General features: G+C 72.8%; 13 protein-coding genes. 5 read left to right on the top strand and 8 right to left on the bottom strand.

Going from position 1 to position 18,579, the window contains the following annotated elements; genetic code table 11:
• Positions 1 to 105: 105 nt before the first annotated feature.
• Positions 106 to 1,950 (top strand): glycoside hydrolase family 3 protein, encoded by a 1,845-nt coding sequence (locus tag AB0E77_RS08280; RefSeq protein ID WP_361567307.1) that lies wholly within the window; start codon positions 106 to 108, stop codon positions 1,948 to 1,950.
• Positions 1,951 to 2,068: 118 nt separating this feature from the next.
• Positions 2,069 to 2,722 (top strand): hypothetical protein, encoded by a 654-nt coding sequence (locus AB0E77_RS08275; RefSeq protein WP_361567304.1) that lies wholly within the window; start codon positions 2,069 to 2,071, stop codon positions 2,720 to 2,722.
• A 49-nt stretch (positions 2,723 to 2,771) separates the two neighbouring features.
• On the opposite strand, the gene AB0E77_RS08270 is transcribed toward AB0E77_RS08275, so the two are convergent.
• The 3 genes from AB0E77_RS08270 to AB0E77_RS08260 all read right to left on the bottom strand — a co-directional run bounded on the left by AB0E77_RS08270 (position 2,772) and on the right by AB0E77_RS08260 (position 8,495).
• Complete coding sequence (locus tag AB0E77_RS08270) at positions 2,772 to 4,196, bottom strand: S28 family serine protease (protein ID WP_361567302.1); 1,425 nt, start codon at positions 4,194 to 4,196, stop codon at positions 2,772 to 2,774.
• A 95-nt stretch (positions 4,197 to 4,291) separates the two neighbouring features.
• Positions 4,292 to 4,687 (bottom strand): hypothetical protein, encoded by a 396-nt coding sequence (locus tag AB0E77_RS08265; RefSeq protein WP_361567300.1) that lies wholly within the window; start codon positions 4,685 to 4,687, stop codon positions 4,292 to 4,294.
• Positions 4,688 to 4,775: 88 nt separating this feature from the next.
• Positions 4,776 to 8,495, bottom strand: a complete 3,720-nt coding sequence (locus AB0E77_RS08260; protein WP_361567297.1) for an ABC transporter ATP-binding protein — start codon at positions 8,493 to 8,495, stop codon at positions 4,776 to 4,778.
• A gap of 239 nt (positions 8,496 to 8,734) precedes the next feature.
• Here AB0E77_RS08260 and AB0E77_RS08255 point away from each other — a divergent pair, with 239 nt between their 5' ends.
• On the top strand, positions 8,735 to 9,547 hold the full coding sequence (locus AB0E77_RS08255; RefSeq protein ID WP_361567294.1) for an endonuclease: 813 nt from the start codon (positions 8,735 to 8,737) through the stop codon (positions 9,545 to 9,547).
• Between the two features lie 33 nt (positions 9,548 to 9,580).
• Here AB0E77_RS08255 and AB0E77_RS08250 read toward each other — a convergent pair whose 3' ends face one another.
• The 3 genes from AB0E77_RS08250 to AB0E77_RS08240 all read right to left on the bottom strand — a co-directional run bounded on the left by AB0E77_RS08250 (position 9,581) and on the right by AB0E77_RS08240 (position 13,756).
• The gene (locus AB0E77_RS08250; RefSeq protein ID WP_361567292.1) at positions 9,581 to 11,266 is read right to left on the bottom strand and encodes a thiamine pyrophosphate-binding protein; all 1,686 of its coding nucleotides are present in this window, start codon (positions 11,264 to 11,266) and stop codon (positions 9,581 to 9,583) included.
• Positions 11,263 to 12,234: an agmatinase gene (gene speB / locus AB0E77_RS08245; RefSeq protein ID WP_350717935.1), complete on the bottom strand. Its 972-nt coding sequence runs from the start codon at positions 12,232 to 12,234 to the stop codon at positions 11,263 to 11,265. Before speB ends, AB0E77_RS08250 begins: the two co-directional genes overlap by 4 nt.
• A 61-nt stretch (positions 12,235 to 12,295) precedes the next feature.
• Positions 12,296 to 13,756 (bottom strand): sodium:solute symporter, encoded by a 1,461-nt coding sequence (locus AB0E77_RS08240; RefSeq protein WP_361567289.1) that lies wholly within the window; start codon positions 13,754 to 13,756, stop codon positions 12,296 to 12,298.
• 333 nt (positions 13,757 to 14,089) lie between these two features.
• Between AB0E77_RS08240 and AB0E77_RS08235 the strand changes: the two genes are divergently transcribed.
• Together AB0E77_RS08235 and AB0E77_RS08230 are read left to right on the top strand one after the other, a co-directional pair.
• On the top strand, positions 14,090 to 15,535 hold the full coding sequence (locus tag AB0E77_RS08235) for a PucR family transcriptional regulator ligand-binding domain-containing protein (protein WP_361567525.1): 1,446 nt from the start codon (positions 14,090 to 14,092) through the stop codon (positions 15,533 to 15,535).
• A 61-nt stretch (positions 15,536 to 15,596) separates the two neighbouring features.
• Positions 15,597 to 16,388 carry a phosphatase gene (locus AB0E77_RS08230; protein WP_361567286.1) on the top strand — a complete coding sequence of 264 codons (792 nt, stop codon included), beginning with the start codon at positions 15,597 to 15,599 and terminating at the stop codon, positions 16,386 to 16,388.
• Positions 16,389 to 16,478: 90 nt separating this feature from the next.
• Here AB0E77_RS08230 and AB0E77_RS08225 read toward each other — a convergent pair whose 3' ends face one another.
• Both AB0E77_RS08225 and AB0E77_RS08220 read right to left on the bottom strand, forming a co-directional pair.
• Complete coding sequence (locus AB0E77_RS08225; RefSeq protein WP_361567283.1) at positions 16,479 to 17,351, bottom strand: acyl-CoA thioesterase II; 873 nt, start codon at positions 17,349 to 17,351, stop codon at positions 16,479 to 16,481.
• Positions 17,352 to 17,360: 9 nt separating this feature from the next.
• Positions 17,361 to 18,518 carry an acyl-CoA dehydrogenase family protein gene (locus AB0E77_RS08220; protein WP_361567280.1) on the bottom strand — a complete coding sequence of 386 codons (1,158 nt, stop codon included), beginning with the start codon at positions 18,516 to 18,518 and terminating at the stop codon, positions 17,361 to 17,363.
• Positions 18,519 to 18,579 lie beyond the last annotated feature (61 nt).

Below are 18,579 nucleotides of genomic sequence, written 5' to 3'. Positions count from 1 at the left end.
GCTCCCTTGACTGGCAGAAACTTCCCGGATATTGGTGGCTCCTTGGAAGTTTCCTTCAGCAGCTCTCCAGCGATTCCGCAGCGGATCACTCCGGAAGGAGCGCACGTGCAAGACAGCAGCACGGCCGGCCCGGGAAGCACCGCACGACCCTCCAGACGTACCGTCCTCGCCGCCACCGCGGGCGTCACCGCGGTGCTCGCGGCGGGCGGCACCGCCCACGCCGGCCGGCGCCGGCCCGACGACGACAGGCTCCGCGCCCTCATCTCCCGCATGACGCTGGAGGAGAAGGTCGGCCAGCTCTTCGTGATGCGGGTCTACGGCCACTCCGCCACCGCCCCCGACCAGGCCGACGTCGACGCCAACCTCAAGGAGATCGGCGTCCGCACGGCGGCCGAGCTGATCGCCAAGTACCGGGTCGGCGGCATCATCTACTTCGCCTGGGCGCACAACACCCGCGACCCGCACCAGATCGCCGGTCTGTCCAACGGCATCCAGCAGGCGTCCCTGTCGCTGCCGCGCGGGCTGCCGGTGCTCATCTCCACGGACCAGGAGCACGGGATAGTGGCCCGCGTGGGGGAGCCGGCGACCCTCTTCCCCGGCGCGATGGCCGTCGGCGCGAACGGCTCGCGGTCCGACGCCCGCACCCTCGGCCGGATCTCCGGCGCCGAGCTGCGCGCGATGGGCATCCGCCAGGACTACTCCCCCGTGGCCGACGTCAACGTGAACCCGGCCAACCCCGTGATCGGCGTACGCTCCTTCGGCGCCGACCCGGCAGCGGTGGCCGGGCTGGTGGCCGCCGAGGTGACGGGGTACCAGCACTCCGGTGTCGCGGCGTGCGCCAAGCACTTCCCCGGGCACGGGGACACGGCCACCGACAGCCACACCGGCCTCCCGGTCATCACGCACAGCCGTGAGCAGTGGGAGGAGCTGGACGCGCCGTCGTTCCGTGCGGCGATCGCGGCCGGCATCGACTCGATCATGACCGCCCACCTCGTGGTCCCGGCGCTCGACGCCTCCGAGGACCCGGCCACCCTCTCCCGCCCGATCCTCACCGGCATCCTGCGCGAGGAGCTGGGCTACGACGGGGTCGTGGTCACCGACTCCCTCGGCATGGAGGGCGTGCGCACCAAGTACGGCGACGACCGGGTGCCGGTGCTGGCGCTGAAGGCCGGCGTCGACCAGCTGCTCAACCCGCCGGACCTGGACCTCGCGTGGAACGCGGTGCTGACGGCCGTGCGCGCGGGCGAGCTGACCGAGGAACGGCTCGACGAATCGATCCTGCGCGTGCTGCGGCTGAAGGCGAAGCTGGGCCTCTTCGAGGACGCGTACACCGGGAGCCGGGACGTGGACCGGACGGTCGGCACCCGGGCGCACCTGGCCGCCGCCGACCGGATCGCCGAGCGGAGCACCACCCTGCTGGTCAACGAGGGGCAGTTGCTGCCGCTGTCCCGCCGCCGGACGCCGAAGGTGCTCGTCGTCGGCGCCGACCCGGCCTCCCCGTCGGGCACGACCGGCCCGCCGACGGGCACCCTCGCGGGCGCGCTGGGCGAGCTGGGCTTCACGGCCACCGCCCTGTCCACCGGCACCGCCCCGTCCGCCGCCGTCGTCGACCGGGCGGTCGCCGCCGCCGGGGACGCTGACGCGGTGGTGGTCGCCACGTACAACGTCACGGCGGGCAGCAGTCAGCGCACGCTGGTCACGCGGCTGCTGGCGACCGGGAAGCCGGTGGTGGCCGTCGCGATCCGCAATCCGTACGACGTGGCCCAGCTCCCCGGCGTCCCGGCCGTCCTGGCCGCGTACTCGTGGACGGACGTCGAGGTGCGGGCGGCGGCCCGGGTCATCGCCGGACGGGTGCGGCCGCGCGGGAAGCTGCCCGTGCCGGTGGTGCGGGCGGACGATCCGGCGACCGTCCTGTACCCGGTCGGCCACGGCCTGTCGTACCGGTCGTAGCGCGGCGTACGCCACGCGCCGGGAGCGCAGCCCCTCACCGTGCGCAAAGCACCCCGCGCGTCTGGCGTGCGCCCGCTGCGGCGGGTCACGCTGGGCGGGGGACCCGGGGGGGACGGCGATGCGTGCAAGACGGTTCACGGGCGTGCTGTGCGCGCTCTCGGCGCTGCTCGCCGGGGTGCTGGCGGGCTGTCAGGCCCCGGCGTCGGGCGGGTCGGATCCGGGCGGGACCGGCGGGCGGCCCGGCGACCGGACGCCCGCGGCGGCCGTCAGCCGGCCGTCCGGGTACGGGGCGGTGTTCCTGGCCGTCGACGAGTGCAGCTCGTCCGGGACGGCGAGCTTCACCGAGGTGCCGTGCGCGAGCGGACGGGCGGCGGCCCGGGTCGTGGCCCGGCACGACGGGAAGGCGTCGAGTGGGCCGCCCTGCCCGGCGACCACCGACTTCGTCCTGCACATCAGCGAGCAGCGGCCCTCCGCCGACGAGGACGGGGACGGGGTGGTGACCCAGGGGTACGCCTGCATGCGGTCGCTCCGGCCGCCGCACCCCGGCGATCCGGGGGGCGGGGGCGGACCGCGCACGATCGTCGGCGACTGCGTCCACGACGCCGGTGAGGGGAGGGTCCGCGAGACCGCGTGCGACGGCGAGGGCGAGCGGAAACCCCGGTACAAGGTGGTCGAGGCGGTCACCCGCCGGGCGCAGTGCCCGGCGGGGACCGCCCTGTTCGTCCGCCTCGGCGACGACGACCGCCCGGTGGGCTGCGCCCGGCCGCTGTGAGTGCCTGCGCACGCACGACGGCCGGGCACGGCCCGGGCGTGACGGGATGTTACGGACGCAGCGTCGACTCCTGCCGAACGTCCCGCTTGTCCAGCCTGGCGTCGAACGCCGCGAGCGGCCTGGCCGCCTGCGGGTTCTCCTGGACGGTCGCGGGCGCGACGCCGGCCCAGTCGAGGATGCGGGCGGTGGCCAGGGCCTTCTGCTCGGGCACCAGACCGGCGACGTTGGCGCCGTGGTTCATGCCGGGGGCGGTGAGGACGTAGGAGTCACGCGCCCCGTGGCCCAGGCGGAAGCGCTCGGCGCCCCACGGGTCGTTCTGGCCGTACACGAACAGCATGTGGTGGGCGTTGTGCCGCACCCAGGTGTCGACGTCCCGCATGGCCCACGGCTGGAACGTCATCGGGATCGAGCGGGGCACGAAGTTGCGCGGCGGCTGGTAGCCGTAGCGGATGTACTTCTTCTCGATGTGCGGGAAGTGGATCGTCGGCGCGCCCAGCTGCGTGCCCGCCTGGTAGTAGTACGGCGTGTACGTCTCCAGGCCCTGGTCGGCGTAGGCGGAGAAGCCGGAGATGGTGTCGACGGAGTCCCAGATCGCCTCGTCGGTGGCGTTCTTCGCGTCGGCCGGGATGTCCGCGCAGTCGGCGAGGGTGCTGTACTGCCAGAAGCCCCACACGTAGTCGAGGACGACGGCCTCGTAGGCGCGGTCGAGGCTGCCGATGGTGGTGAAGGTGTAGCCGTTCTCGGCCGCGTACGCGGCGTACTTCTTCTCCAGCGGCGCCCGGCGCACCAGCGCCTCGCGCTGCACGCCGTTCAGGCGGTCGCGGCACTCCTCGGTGCCGACGGTGGCGAAGAAGCGGTCGTAGGCCGAGTCCTCCTTGTTCACCACGTCGTTGGGGGCGACGTAGGCGACGACGCCGTCCATGTCGCGCGGGTAGAACCGCTCGTAGTAGGTGGCGGTCATGCCGCCCTTGGAGCCGCCCGTGGAGATCCAGTTCTTCGAGTAGACCGGCTTGAGGGCCTGGAAGATGCGGTGCTGGTCGCTGGCGGCCTGCCAGATGTCCAGCTTGGACCAGTCGGCCGGCTGGGGCCGGGACGGGGTGAAGTAGCGGTACTCCATGGAGACCTGGTTGCCGTCCACGATCTGGGTCGGCTCGCGCCGGCTCGGGCTCGTGGAGACGTTGTAGCCGCCGGTGTAGAAGACCGTCGGGCGGCTCACGTCCTTGTGCAGCACGGTGATCCGCTGCTGGAACGTGCCCTTGGACGGGTACCGGTGGTCGACCGGCTGCGTGTAGTTCAGGACGAAGAAGCGGTAGCCGGTGTACGGCTTCTCCTCGATCAGGCTCATGCCCGGTATGGACAGCAGCCGGTCCTTGATGTCGACGGCCTTCGGCTCGGCGGCGGTGGCCGCGCCCGCCGTGCTGACGGTGCCTATGAGCACCACGAGCGCCAGCAGCCATCTGAGCGCCTTGCGCATGCACCCTCCCTGTGAAACAGATGTGCGCCGGAAGCTATCGGAGCAACACGCCCGTACACCAGGGGAGATGGGGAAATGGCCGGTGGGGTCCGATATCAGCAGAGGATCCAGCCGGAGCTGACGGCGCCCCGGTCCACGCCGCCCCGCAGCCACACGCACCGCTGTCCGGCGTACACGGTCACCGGCCCGGCCCGGTAGGTGAAGCGGCCCGCGTCGACGACCGGGCGGGCGCCGCGCGCCTGCACGCTGACGGACATCTTCCGCGGGGCGCCGGTCTTCTTGGGGACGGTGACGGCGCAGACGTAGCCGCCGCGCTTGTAGACGAGCACGGAGCCGGTGGCGAACGGCAGCGTGCGGACCTTGCGGCCGGCGCAGGACGAGGAGGCCGCCCGCGCCTCGTGGGGCGCCGCGACCGCGAGGAGTCCGGCCGCGGTCAGTACGGCCGCGCAGGCCGCCAGCCGCCGACGTGTTCCGGCACCGCTTCCGCCCACGCCGGCCCCTTCCGTACGGTGATCGACAGACGTACGGATGTACGGACGCACACCCCGGCTCGAATGGTTGCGCGAGCCCGGTTCGTCGTCAGCGGGTCACGCCGACCGGCTCCTCGGGTTCGGCGGCCCCGACGAAGGTCCGCCACAGCCGCGCGTACCGGCCGTCGAGCGCGAGCAGCTCGTCGTGCGTGCCGTCCTCGACGACGCGTCCGTGGTCCATGACGACGACCCGGTCCGCGCGGGCGGCCGTGGTCAGCCGGTGGGCCACCACCAGGGTCGTACGGCGGCCCGCCAGCCGGTCCGTTGCCTGGTTGACCTGCGCCTCCGTGGCCAGGTCCAGGGCCGCGGTGGCCTCGTCGAGGAGCAGGACGTCCGGGTCGACCAGCTCGGCGCGGGCCAGCGCGATCAGCTGGCGCTGCCCGGCGGAGAGGTTGCGCCCGCGCTCGGCTACCTCGTGGAGGTAGCCGCCCTCCAGCGTGGCGATCATCTCGTGGGCGCCGACCGCCCGCGCCGCCGCCTCCACCTCGGCGTCGGTGGCGTCGGGGCGCCCGTAGGCGATGGCGTCGCGGACTGTGCCGGGGAAGAGGTACGCCTCCTGCGGGACGACGCCGAGGCGGTGCCGGTAGGAGGTGAGGTCGAGTGTGCGCAGGTCCCGTCCGTCGGCGGTCACCCGGCCCGACGTCGGGTCGTAGAACCGGGCGACCAGCTTGACCAGGGTGGACTTGCCCGCGCCGGTCTCGCCGACGAAGGCGACGGTCTGCCCGGCGGGGATGCGCAGGTCGATGCCGGTGAGGGCCTCCTCCTCGTCGCCGTAACGGAAGTGCACGTCCTCGAAGGCGATGTCGCCGCGCAGCGAGGGCACGTCGAGCGGCTGGTCGGCGGCCGCGGTCGAGGTGGGCTCGCGCAGCAGCTCCTGGATGCGGCCGAGGGAGACGGTGGCCTGCTGGTAGCCGTCGAAGACCTGGGAGAGCTGCTGGACGGGCGCGAAGAACAGGTCGATGTAGAGCAGGTACGCCACCAGCGCGCCGGTCGTCAGCGTCGCGTCGTCGATCCGGGTGCCGCCGACGACCAGCACCGCGGCGGCCGCGGCCGAGGAGAGCAGCTGCACGAAGGGGAAGTAGACCGAGATCAGCCACTGGCCGCGGATACGGGCCTGCCGGTAGCTGTCGCTGCGTTCGGCGAAGCGCCGCCCGCCGTCGCGCTCGCGCCGGAAGGCCTGCACGATCCGCAGCCCGGCGACCGACTCCTGGAGGTCGGCGTTGACCGCGGAGACCCGCTCACGGGCCAGCTCGTACGCCTTCACGCTGGCCCGGCGGAAGAAGAACGTGGCGAGGATCAGCGGCGGCAGCGTGGCGAAGACGATCAGGGCGAGCTGCACGTCGATCACCAGCAGGGCGACCATGATGCCGAAGAAGGTGACGACCGAGACGAAGGCGGTGACCAGGCCCGTCTGGAGGAACGTCGACAGGGCGTCGACGTCCGTGGTCATCCGGGTCATGATCCGGCCCGTCAGCTCGCGCTCGTAGTAGTCCAGGCCCAGCCGCTGGAGCTGGGCGAAGATCTTCAGGCGCAGGGAGTACAGGATCCGCTCGCCGGTGCGTCCGGTCATGCGGATCTCGCCGGTCTGCGCCGCCCACTGGGCGAGCACGGCGAGCAGGCCCAGCAGCGAGGCCGCCCAGACCGCGCCGAGGGCGAGCCGGCTGACGCCGTCGTCGATGCCGTGGCGGATCAGGACCGGCAGCAGCAGGCCCATGCCGGCGTCGGCGGCGACCAGGACGAGGCTGAGGAGCAGGGGGCGCCCGAAGCCGTGCAGGAGGCGGCGCAGGCCGTACGACCGCTCGGGCAGCACGGCGCGGGCCTCGTCGACGTCGGGGACGTCGGTGGCCGGGGGCAGGGCGTCGACCTGGGCGAGCAGCTCGGGCGTGGCCGGGGTGCCGGCGAGGGCGGTGTCCTTGGGGGCGCGGTCGCCGGTCCACAGCCGGGGGGTGACGCCCCGCTCGGCGTCGAACTCGGCGTCCAGCTCGTCGCGGACGGAGGTGTCCTCCCGCTGCTCGACGGGCGGGGCGTGGCCGGGCGAGACCCCGCCGAGCTCGTCGGGATCGGTGAGCAGGCGGCGGTAGAGGGCGCACCGCTCCTGGAGCTCGTCGTGGGTGCCGATGTCGGCGAGGCGGCCCTGGTCGAGGACGGCGATGCGGTCGGCGAGGCCCAGGGTGGAGCGGCGGTGGGCGATCAGCAGGGTGGTGCGGCCCCGCATGACGTGGGCGAGCGCCTCGTGGATCTCGTGCTCGACGCGGGCGTCCACGGCGGACGTCGCGTCGTCCAGGACCAGCAGCCGGGGGTCGGTGAGGATCGCGCGGGCGAGCGCGACGCGCTGGCGCTGGCCGCCGGAGAGGGTCAGGCCGTGCTCGCCGACGGTGGTGTCGTAGCCGTCGGGCAGCGCGGTGATGAACCGGTGGGCCTGGGCGGCCCGGGCGGCGGCCTCGATCTCCTCGTCGGTGGCGTCGGGGCGGCCGTAGGCGATGTTGGCGCGCACGGTGTCGGAGAAGAGGAAGGAGTCCTCGGGCACGAGCCCGATCGCGGCGCGCAGCGAGTCCAGGGTCAGCTCGCGCACGTCGTGGCCGCCGACGAGGACGGCGCCGCGCGTCACGTCGTAGAAGCGCGGCAGCAGCAGGGAGACGGTGGACTTGCCGGAGCCGGAGGAGCCGACGACGGCGAGGGTCTCGCCGGGCCGGATCTCGAAGGAGAGGCCGTCGAGGACGGGGCGTCCGGGGTCGTAGCCGAAGGACACGTCGTCGAACTCGACGGTGGCGGGCGCGTCGGCCGGGAGTTCCCTGGCGCCGTCGGTCAGGGACGGCTCGGTGTCGATCAGCTCCAGGACGCGTTCGGTGCCGGCGCGGGCCTGCTGGCCGACGGTGAGGACCATGGCCAGCATCCGGACCGGGCCGACGAGCTGGGCGAGGTAGGTGGAGAAGGCGACGAACGTGCCCAGGGTGATGTGCCCGCGCACCGCCAGCCAGCCGCCGAGGGCGAGCATGGCGACCTGTCCGAGGGCGGGGACGGCCTGGAGGGCGGGGGTGTAGGCGGCGTTCAGCCGGATGGTCCGCAGCCGCCCGGCGAACAGCCGGCGGCCGACCTCCCGGAGCTTGCCGGTCTCCTGCTCCTCCTGCCCGAAGCCCTTCACGACGCGTACGCCGCTCACCGAGCCGTCGACCACTCCGGCGACGGCGGCGGCCTGGGCCTGGGCGTACCAGGTGGCGGGGTGCAGGCGGCTGCGGCTGCGGCGGGCGATGAACCACAGGGCGGGGGCGACGGCGAGGGCGACGAGCGTCAGCGGCGGCGACAGCACCGCCATGATCACCAGGGAGATCAGGAAGAGCAGGACGTTCCCGATGGTCATCGGGAGCATGAAGAGCAGCCCCTGGATCAGCTGGAGGTCGCTGGTGGCCCGCCCGACCACCTGGCCGGTGGACAGCTCGTCCTGGCGCCGCCCGTCGAGGCGGGTGATGGTGGCGAACATGTCCGTGCGCAGGTCGTGCTGCACGTCGAGGGCGAGCCGTCCGCCGTAGTAGCGGCGGACGTAGGTGAGGCCGTAGACGACGAACGCGGCGCCGATCAGGACACCGGCCCAGGTGGCCATGGACCTGCTCTTGTCGCCGATGACGTCGTCGATGATCACCTTGGTGATCAGCGGGACGAGGGCCATGACGGCCATGCCGCCGAGGGAGGCCCCGAGGGCGAGGACGACGTCCTTGGGGTACCGCCAGGCGTAGCCCGCCAGTCGCCGTGCCCATCCCCGTTGCGCGTCCACGCCTGTCCTCCGGTCGGTCGCCCTGCTCACCTGATCTACCGCAAGGCACCAACACGGGCGACCGAGGATTTCATCCCGCCGCAACATTCGGGGGCCGCCACGCACCGCGTGACGAAGGCGGGATCCCGTCACGCAATCGCCACCCTCTCTTCACGCTCCGGGTCGCATGTCCATGTCACTCTCTGCGGTATCACTCGGGCATCAACCCGCGTAGACCCCGCGTAGATCGGACACCCCACATGCTCGCGATACGCACGTCCGCCCGCCGACGCCGGAAAGCGGGGGCGCTCGCCGCGGCCGCCGTCCTCGCCGGCCTCGCCGCCCCGTCCCTGACCGCGACGCCCGCCACGGCCGCCGCGAACGACTACGACACGACGTACTACAAGAGCGCGGTCGGCAAGACGGGGACCGCCCTCAAGTCCTCCCTGCACACGATCATCAGCGACCAGACGAAGATCTCGTACTCGGCCGTCTGGGACGCGCTCAAGGTCACCGACCAGGACCCCGCGAACAGCGGCAACGTGATCCTGCTCTACTCGGGCGTCTCCCGCAGCAAGTCCCTGAACGGCGGGGACACCGGCGACTGGAACCGCGAGCACGTCTGGGCCAAGTCGCACGGCGACTTCGGCACCGCCACCGGGCCCGGCACCGACCTGCACCACCTGCGCCCCGAGGACGTCCAGGTCAACAGCGTCCGGGGCAACAAGGACTTCGACGAGGGCGGCAGCGCCGTGAGCAACGGCGGCGGCAGCCTCACCGACTCCGACTCCTTCGAGCCCCGCGACGCGGTCAAGGGCGACGTGGCCCGCATGATCTTCTACATGGCGGTCCGCTACGAGGGCGGCGACGGCTGGGCCGACCTGGAGGTCAACGGCAGCGTGAACAACGGCAGCAACCCGTACATCGGGAAGCTGGCGGTGCTCAAGCAGTGGAACGACGAGGACCCGCCGGACGCCTTCGAGGAGCGCCGCAACCAGGTCGTCTACGACACCTACCAGCACAACCGCAACCCGTTCGTCGACCACCCGGAGTGGGTCGAGGCGATCTGGTAGCCCAGGCGGCCGTCCGGCCGGGTGCGCCGGGGCTCAGTCCAGGTGCGTCGGCGCGAACATGCGGAGCACGGCCGGGAGTACGACCACCGAGGGGCCGGGGGCGGCCAGGGCCTTCGCCAGGTCCGCCTCCAGGGTCTCGGGTGACGTGCGCACGCCCGGGACGCCGAAGGACTCGGCCAGCGCCACGTAGTCCGGGCGGGACAGCTCGGTCGCCGTCGGCTGTCCGAAGGCGTCCGTCATGTACTCGCGCAGGATGCCGTAGCCGCCGTCGTCGACGATCAGCCAGGTGACGTTCAGGCCGTACTGGCGGGCGGTGGCCAGTTCGGCGATGGAGTAGAGGGCGCCGCCGTCCCCCGAGACCGCCAGCACCGGGTGGGTGGGGTCGGCCGCAGCCGCTCCCAGGGCCGCCGGGAATCCGTAGCCGAGTCCGCCCGCGCCCTGGGCCGAGTGCATGGTGTTGGGGGCCTGGGCGTCGAAGGCCGACCAGGCCCAGTAGGCCAGGATCGTCATGTCCCAGAAGGAGGGCGCGTTCTTCGGCAGGGCGGCGCGCACGGCGGCCAGGACGTCCTGCTCCAGGGTGAGGTCCTGGGAGGCGATGCGTCCGCGGACCTTGTCCAGCAGGGCCCGCACGCGTTCCGGGGCCGTCGGGTCCTGCCGTTCGTCCGCCGTCTCCAGCAGGGCCTGGAGGGCGAGGCGGGCGTCGGCGTGGATGCCCAGGGCCGGGTGGTTGGACTCCAGCTTGCCGAGGTCCGCCTCGATCTGGATCACCCGGCCGCGCGGCGCGAACGTGTGGTAGTTCGAGGAGAGTTCACCGAGACCCGAGCCGACCACCAGCAGGACGTCGGCGTCCTCCAGGAAGTCGGTCGTGTGGCGGTCCTCCAGCCAGGACTGGAGGGAGAGCGGATGCGTCCACGGGAAGGCGCCCTTGCCGCCGAAGGTCGTCACGACCGGGGCCTGGAGCCGCTCGGCGAGCTGCCTCAGCTTGCCGGAGGCGTCCGCACGGACCACTCCCCCGCCCGCGATGATCGCGGGGCGCTCGGCGCGGGTCAGCAGGTCGGCGGCGACGGCCGTCAGCTCGGGGCGCGGGGGCAGGTCCCCGGGGAGGGTGTCACCGCCGGTGACCTGCGGGACGGACGTCTCGGCCAGGAGGACGTCCTGCGGGATCTCCACCCACACCGGCCCGTGCGGGACGGTCAGCGCCGACGTCCACGCCTCGGCGATGGCCGACGGGATCTGGGACTGGGTGCGGACGGTGTGGACGGACTTCACCACGCCCCGGAAGGAGGCCGCCTGGTCCGGGAGTTCGTGCAGATAACCGTGGCGCCCGCCGCCAAGCCCGGCCGTCGGGACCTGGCTGCTGATCGCCAGGACGGGCGCCGAGGCCGCCCGCGCCTCCTGGAGCGCCGCCAGCGAGGTGAGGGCCCCCGGGCCGGTCGACAGCAGCAGCGGGGCCGCCTCGCCGGTGATCCGGCCGTAGGCGTCGGCCGCGAAACCGGCGTTGTTCTCCACCCGCAGGCCGATGTAGCGCAGGTCCGAGCGGCGCAGCGCGTCGAACATGCCGAGGGCGTGCTGGCCGGGCAGGCCGAAGACGGTGGTCGCGCCCAGCCCGGCCAGGGTCTCCACGACCAGGTCTCCGCCGTTGCGGCCGGGGGGAGGATTGAGGGCCGCCTCCGTCTGGTCGGCGGTCGGACGGAGTACCAGGTCGTGGTCGTGGGTCACTTCGCTGCCTTCTCCTGGGCGATCTGGCGGGACATGATCGTGGTCAGCTCGTACGCGGTGTGGGACGCGGCGACGGACGTGATCTCGGCGTGGTCGTAGGCCGGGGCCACCTCGACGACGTCCGCCGACACCAGGTTGCACGAGGCCAGGCCGCGCAGGATCTCCAGCAGTTCGCGGGAGGTCATGCCGCCGGCCTCGGGAGTGCCGGTGCCGGGCGCGTGGGCCGGGTCGAGGCAGTCGATGTCGATGGAGATGTACAGCGGGCGGTCGCCGATGCGCTGACGGAGCTGGTCGGCGATCTCGTCGGCGCCGCGACGGTAGACGTCGGCGGAGGTGACGATGCCGAAGCCCATCTTCTCGTCGTCGGTGAGGTCCTTCTTGCCGTACAGCGGGCCGCGGGTGCCCACGTGGGAGAGCGCCTCGGTGTCGAGGATGCCCTCCTCGACCGCGCGGCGGAACGGCGTGCCGTGCGTGTACTCGGCGCCGAAGTAGGTGTCCCAGGTGTCCAGGTGGGCGTCGAAGTGGAGCAGGGCGACCGGGCCGTGCTTCTTGGCCACCGAGCGCAGCAGCGGCAGCGCGATGGTGTGGTCGCCGCCCAGCGTCATCAGCCGGGCGCCGGTGCCGAGCAGGTCGTCGGCGGCGGCCTCGATCGTCTCGACGGCCTCGTTGATGTTGAACGGGTTGACCGCTATGTCGCCGCCGTCGGCGACCTGCGCGAGGGCGAAGGGGGAGGCGTCCTGCGCCGGGTTGTAAGGGCGCAGGAGCCGGGACGCCTCGCGGATGGCGTTGCCGCCGAAGCGGGCGCCCGGCCGGTACGAGACACCGGAGTCGAACGGCACACCGACCACGGCGACGTCGGCGGTGCCGACCTCGTCCAGGCGGGGCAGCCGGGCGAAGGTCGCGGGCCCGGCGTACCGCGGGACGCGGGAGGAGTCGACGGGACCGCGGGGCGTCTCGTTGCTGCTCATGAATTGCCTTCCTTCTTACGCTTCTTCGCGTATTTACTGCTCTGTACCGCTCGGTACGACTCTACTGGTGGGCCGGTACCGGTTCGGGTGCGGATTCGGGGGCGCGGCCGGCGAGACGGTCGCGCCAGGCGTCCAGGACGGCCGCGTCGGTGGGCCGGGTCGCCAGGGAGACGGCGACGTAGACGACGAGGGAGGCCAGCAGGCCGTAGTAGACGGGCTCGTTGGCGAGGATGCCGTAGCCGGCCATGAGGCCGACGACCGCGAGGCCGCCGACGGCGACGGAGGCGAGGGCGCCCTGTGCGGTGCCCCGCTTCCACAGCAGGCCGCCGAGGATGGGCACGAGGAGACCGCCGACGAGGAGGTTGTAGGCGACGGTGAGCGCCTCGACGACGTCGTTCAGGGCGATGGCGGTGACGATCACGGCGACGCCCATGACGAGGATGAAGGCGCGGTTGCCCTTGACCTCGTCGTGCTCCTCGTCCGGCCCGCGCACGGCGCCGCGCAGCCGGGACCAGATGTCGTTGTTGGCGACGGTGGCGCAGGCGATGAGGGCGCCGGAGGACGTGGACATCACCGCGGCCAGGGCGGCGGCCAGCACCAGGCCGCGCACGCCGACGGGGAGCTCGTCCTTGACGATGGTGGCGAAGGCGTCGTCGGCGCTGGCGAGGTTCGGGTAGAGGACCTTGGCGGCGGTGCCGATGACGGCGCCGGCGACGGCGTAGACCAGGCAGTAGGTGCCGGCGACGGTGCCGCCCCACTTGGCGGTGCGGTCGCTGCCCGCGGTGAAGACACGCTGCCAGATGTCCTGCCCGATGAGCATGCCGAAGGTGTAGATCAGCACGTAGGTGAAGATCGTCTCGCCGCCGATGCCCAGCGGGTCGAAGTACGAGGTGGGCAGCTGGGCCCTCATCTCGCCGAAGCCGCCGGCCTTGACGACGGCGATCGGCAGCAGCAGGAGCAGCACGCCGATGGTCTTCACCACGAACTGCACCATGTCGGTGAGCGTGATGGACCACATGCCGCCGAGGGTGGAGTACGCGACGACGATCGTGCCGCCGAGGACGATCGCGAGGGTGCGGTTCACGTCGAAGAGGACGTCGAAGATCGTGGCGTAGGCGATGGTGGAGGTGACGGCCAGCATCAGCGTGTACGCCCACATGACCACGCCGGAGATGACGCCCGCACGGCCGCCGTAGCGCAGGTCCAGCATCTCGGAGACGGTGTAGACCTTCAGCCGGGCGATGCGGGCGGAGAAGAAGACGGACAGGGCGAGGATGCCGAGGCCGATGGTGACGACCATCCAGGCGCCGGAGAGGCCGTACTGGTAGCCGAGGCCGACGCCGCCGATGGTGGACGCGCCCCCGAGGACGATCGCCGCCATGGTGCCCGAGTACATCGCGGGGCCGAGCCGGCGGCCGGCGACGAGGAACTCGCTCTTCGACTTGGCGCGGCGCATGCCCCACCAGCCCATGGCGAGCATGCCGGCGAGATAGACGACGATCACTATGTAGTCGACGGCCATGAGGGGCCTCCTTCGCGCACTCATCGGTGGCGTGTCGTGCTGATGGGGGGTGTCCGGACGGACCTGTCCGGTCGGCGCCTGACGGGGACATCCGCCCGTACCCGCGGCAGCCGGGCCGGTCCCGTGGCGGGATTCCGGTCCGGAACGACACTAGGTGGCCGAAAAGCGGCTGCGAAGTGTACGTTCCCTCCATTCGGGATCGCGGGAGTGGAGGAAACGTCCATCGTGCAGGAGAAGACCCCGCAGGAGAAACCCGCGCGGGAGAAGCCCGCGCGGGAGAAGGCCGCGCCGGAGAAGGCCGCGCGCGAGAGGGTCGCCCCGCCCACGCCTCCCGTGTCCCTCGCGGCCCTGCTGTCCCGCGAGGACCTCGCCCTGCGCCAGGTCACCGGGCCCCCGGCGGACCGGGTGGCGATCCACTGGGCGCACACCTCCGAGATGGCCGACCCCTACCCGTATCTGCTGGGCGGCGAGCTGCTGCTCACGGCGGGCGTGCACATCCCCGCCGCCGGGGCGGGCAGCGACTTCGACGCGTACGTCGCACGGATCGTGGCGGCGGGCGGCGCCGCGCTCGGCTTCGGGGTGGCGCCGGTGCACGACACGGTGCCGGAGGCGCTGGTCGCGGCCTGCGAGAAGCACGGGCTGCCGCTGGTGGAGGTGCCGCCGCGGACGACGTTCTCCGGCGTGGCCCGTGCCGTGTGGCAGCTGATGGCGCAGGCCCGGCTGGCCGAGCTGCGGCGGGTGTCCGAGGCCCAGCAGGCGCTGGCCGCGGCGGCCTCCCGGCCGGACCCGGTGCCGTCGGTGCTGCGCCGGCTTGCGACGCGGCTCGACGGGCGGGCGGTGCTGTACGGGCCGGGTGGCGCCGAGATCGCGGCGGCGGGGCGGGAGCCGGGGGACGAGGTGCGCGGGGCGCTGGCGAAGCTGGCCCGGTTCGTCACCAGCCGCACCTCCACGACCGCCACCGACACCGTCGCCGGCACCCGTCTGGCGGCCTACGCCCTCGGCACCGGCGGGGGTTTCGCGCTCGGGGTCGCGGCGCCGCAGCGGGAGTCCGGGGACCACACCATCGCCTCGGTCGCGGCGGTGCTGCTCTCCCTGCTCACCGGCGAGCACCTGAGCGGGACGGGCGCGGCCCGCTCGTCCGCCCTCGTACGGCTGCTGCTGGGCGCCCGCCCCGAGGAGGTCGCGTCCCTGCTCGACGGCGGCGCGGGCACCCGCTGGCACGTCGTCCACGCCCGCCCCGACACGGGCCGCCCCGACCCCCTCGCGGCCTCGGCCCTGGGCGCCGCCCTGGGCTCTCCGCTGGTCGACCCGTCGGACGAGGTCGTACGGATCCTGGTCCCGGCGGCCGCGGACACCGCCCCCGCCGGTACGGGCGCCGGGCCGCAGCGGGGGTGGACGCTCGGGGTCAGTCCCGCAGTCCCGCCCGCCGAGTGGGCGACGGCCGACGCGCAGGCCGCGCGGGCGCTGGCGCGGGCCCGGGCCACCCGGGTGCCCCTGGTGCGGCACGCCGCCCGGCCCGCCCTCGCCGACCTCGTCCCGGACGCCGACGCCGAGGCGCACGCCCGCGCGCTGCTCGCGCCCGTCGCGGCCGTGCCGGCGCTGACGGAGACGCTGCGCGCCTGGCTGTCCCTGCACGGCAGCTGGGACCGCACCGCCGTCGCCCTGTCCGTGCACCGCAACACCGTCCGCCAGCGCATCGCCCGCTGCGCGGCCCTCCTGGAGGCCGACCTCGACGACCCGGACGTACGGATGGAGCTGTGGTTCGCGCTGCGGAGGTGAGCCACGTCCCAGCGTGTGACATGGCCGGGACTGCGAATGGCGGCTGCTACACAATGGAGCCATGCCGATACCCGGGACACCCAGCCGCGCCGAACTCGCCGAACACCTCGTCAGAACCCGTATCGCGGGCGACGTCGCCACGCCGCGCGAGAACAACCTCTCCCACTACCGGAAGCTGGCGAACGGCGACCGTCACTACTGGTTCGGGCTGGAGCTGGGCGAGCGCTGGACCGACGAACAGGACGTGCTCGCGGTGATGGCGGAGCGGGTCGGCGTCAACGACGACCCGGAGTACCGGTACGGCCAGGACACCATCGACCCCGAGCTGACCGTGGCCGGGCTCGAGCGCATGGCGGCACGGCTGCGCAAGGCCGCGGACGGCGGGCAGCGCGTGCTGTTCGCCACCGGCCACCCGGGCGGGCTGCTCGACGTGCACCGCGCCACGGCCGCCGCGCTGCGCGCCGCCGGCTGCGAGATCGTCGTGATCCCGGAGGGGCTGACCACGGAGGAGGGTTACGTCCAGCAGTTCGCGGACGTGGCGGTGCTGGAGCACGGCGCCTCCCTGTGGCACACGCACTCCGGGGAGCCGATGAAGGCCATCCTGACCGGCCTGGAGCGCGCCGGCCGCCCGCTGCCCGACCTGGTCGTCGCCGACCACGGCTGGGCCGGTTACGCCGGTCAGCACGGGGTCGACTCCGTGGGGTACGCGGACTGCAACGACCCGGCGCTGTTCCTCGCCGAGTCCGAGGGGACCGTCCAGGTCACCGTGCCGCTGGACGACCACGTGGTCAGCCCGCGCTACTACGACCCGATGACGGCGTTCCTGCTGGCGGAGGCCGGCCTCGGCCAGTGACGCGGGTCCTGGTCACGGCATGACGAGGGCGGCGGCGCGCACCGGGGAGGTGCCGCGCCGCCGCCCGTCGCGCCGTCGCCGGCGTGCCGCTCAGCGCTCGCGCGGGACGCGGACCACGCCCTCCTGGATGACCGAGAGGGCGAGCCGCCCGTCCTGCGTGTAGATACGGGCCTGGCCGAGGCCCCGGCCGCCGGACGCGGACGGCGACTGCTGGTCGTACAGCAGCCACTCGTCTGCGCGGAACGGCCGGTGGAACCACATCGCGTGGTCCAGCGAGGCCCCGACGACGTCACCGACGGCCCAGCCGCCCCGGCCGTGCGCGAGCAGCACCGAGTCGAGGAGCGTCATGTCGGAGACGTACGTGGCGAGCACGACGTGCAGGAGGGGGTCGTCGGCGAGCTTGCCGTTGGTGCGGAACCACACCTGGGAGTGCGGCTCGCGGGGGCTGCCGAAGTCGCCGAACGGCGGGTCGTCCACGTACCGCAGGTCGACGGCCGCACGGGCCTCGATGAACCGCTCCACGGTGTCGGCGGGCAGGTGCGGATAGCTCCGCAGCCGCTCCTCGCCGGTGGGCAGGGTCTCCGGGTCCGGGGCGGGCGGCATCGGGGCCTGGTGCTCCAGGCCCTCCTCGTACGTCTGGAAGGACGCCGACAGGCCGAAGATCGGCTTGCCGTGCTGGACGGCGACGACCCGGCGGGTGGTGAAGGAACGGCCGTCGCGCAGGCGGTCGACGTTGTAGACGATGGGCGCGCCCGGGTCGCCGGGGCGCAGGAAGTACGCGTGCAGGGAGTGGGCGTGCCGGTCGGCGGGGACCGTGCGCCCGGCGGCCACCAGGGCCTGGGCGGCCACCTGCCCGCCGAACACCCGGGGGACGACGGCGGAGCGGGAGTGGCCGCGGTAGATGTCCTCCTCGATCCGCTCGAGGTCGAGCAGATCGAGGAGGGACTGGAGTGCTTCGCTCATGCCTGGGGTTTACAGGCCCATGTTCTTCGCGATGATCGACTTCATGATCTCGCTGGTGCCGCCGTAGATGCGGTTGACGCGGTTGTCCGCGTACAGGCGGGCGATCGGGTACTCGTTCATGTAGCCGTAGCCGCCGTGCAGCTGGAGGCAGCGGTCGATGACGCGGTGCGCGACCTCGGTGCAGAACAGCTTGGCGCTGGCGGCCTCGGCGGGGGTCAGCTCGCCGGCGTCCAGGGCCTCGGTGGCGCGGTCGGCGACGGCCTCGGCGGCGTCCACCTCGGCCTGGCAGGCGGCCAGCTCGAACTTCGTGTTCTGGAAGTGCGCGACCGGCTTGCCGAAGACGGTGCGGTCCTGCACGTACTGCTTGGCGAACCGGACGGCCGCCTTGGCCTGGGCGTAGGCGCCGAAGGCGATGCCCCAGCGCTCGGAGGCCAGGTTGTGGCCGAGGTAGTAGAAGCCCTTGTTCTCCTCGCCGAGCAGGTCCTCGACGGGGACCTTGACGTCGACGAACGCGAGCTCGGCGGTGTCGGAGGTGCGCAGGCCCAGCTTGTCGAGCTTGCGGCCGACCGAGTAGCCCTCGGACTTGGTGTCCACGGCGAACAGGGAGATGCCGTGGCGGCGGTCCTCGGCGGTGGGGGCGGCGGTGCGGGCGCAGACGATGACCTTGTCGGCGTGGACGCCGCCGGTGATGAAGGTCTTGGCGCCGTTGAGGACGTAGTGGGTGCCGTCCTCGGAGAGCTTGGCGGTGGACTTCATGCCGGCGAGGTCGGAACCGGTGCCCGGCTCCGTCATCGCGATGGCCCACATCTCCTCGCCGGTGACGAACTTCGGCAGGTAGCGCTTCTTCTGCTCGTCCGTGGCCAGCATCTTGATGTAGGGCAGCGCGAGCAGCACGTGCACGCCGGAGCCGCCGAACTGGACGCCCGCGCGGGCGGTCTCCTCGTAGAGGACGGCCTCGAACTTGTGGCTGTCCATGCCGGCGCCACCGAACTCCTCGGGCACGTTGATGCCGAAGATGCCCAGCTCGCCGAGCTTGTAGTAGAAGTCGCGCGGCGCCTGGCCCGCGGCGAACCACTCGTCGTAGACGGGGACGACCTCGGCCTCGATGAAGGCGCGGAGGGTCTCCCGGAACGCCTCGTGGTCCTCGTTGAACACCGTACGGCGCACCGCGCCACCTCCAGGGTACGAATATCTAAGCGCTTGCTCAGACTTCACCGTACCGGCGGGT

The organism is Streptomyces sp. NPDC032940, from assembly GCF_040636935.1.
Classification (GTDB): Bacteria; Actinomycetota; Actinomycetes; order Streptomycetales; family Streptomycetaceae; genus Streptomyces.
Note: the sequence above shows the minus strand (reverse complement) of the source record. Positions and strands in the feature narration are given on the sequence as shown.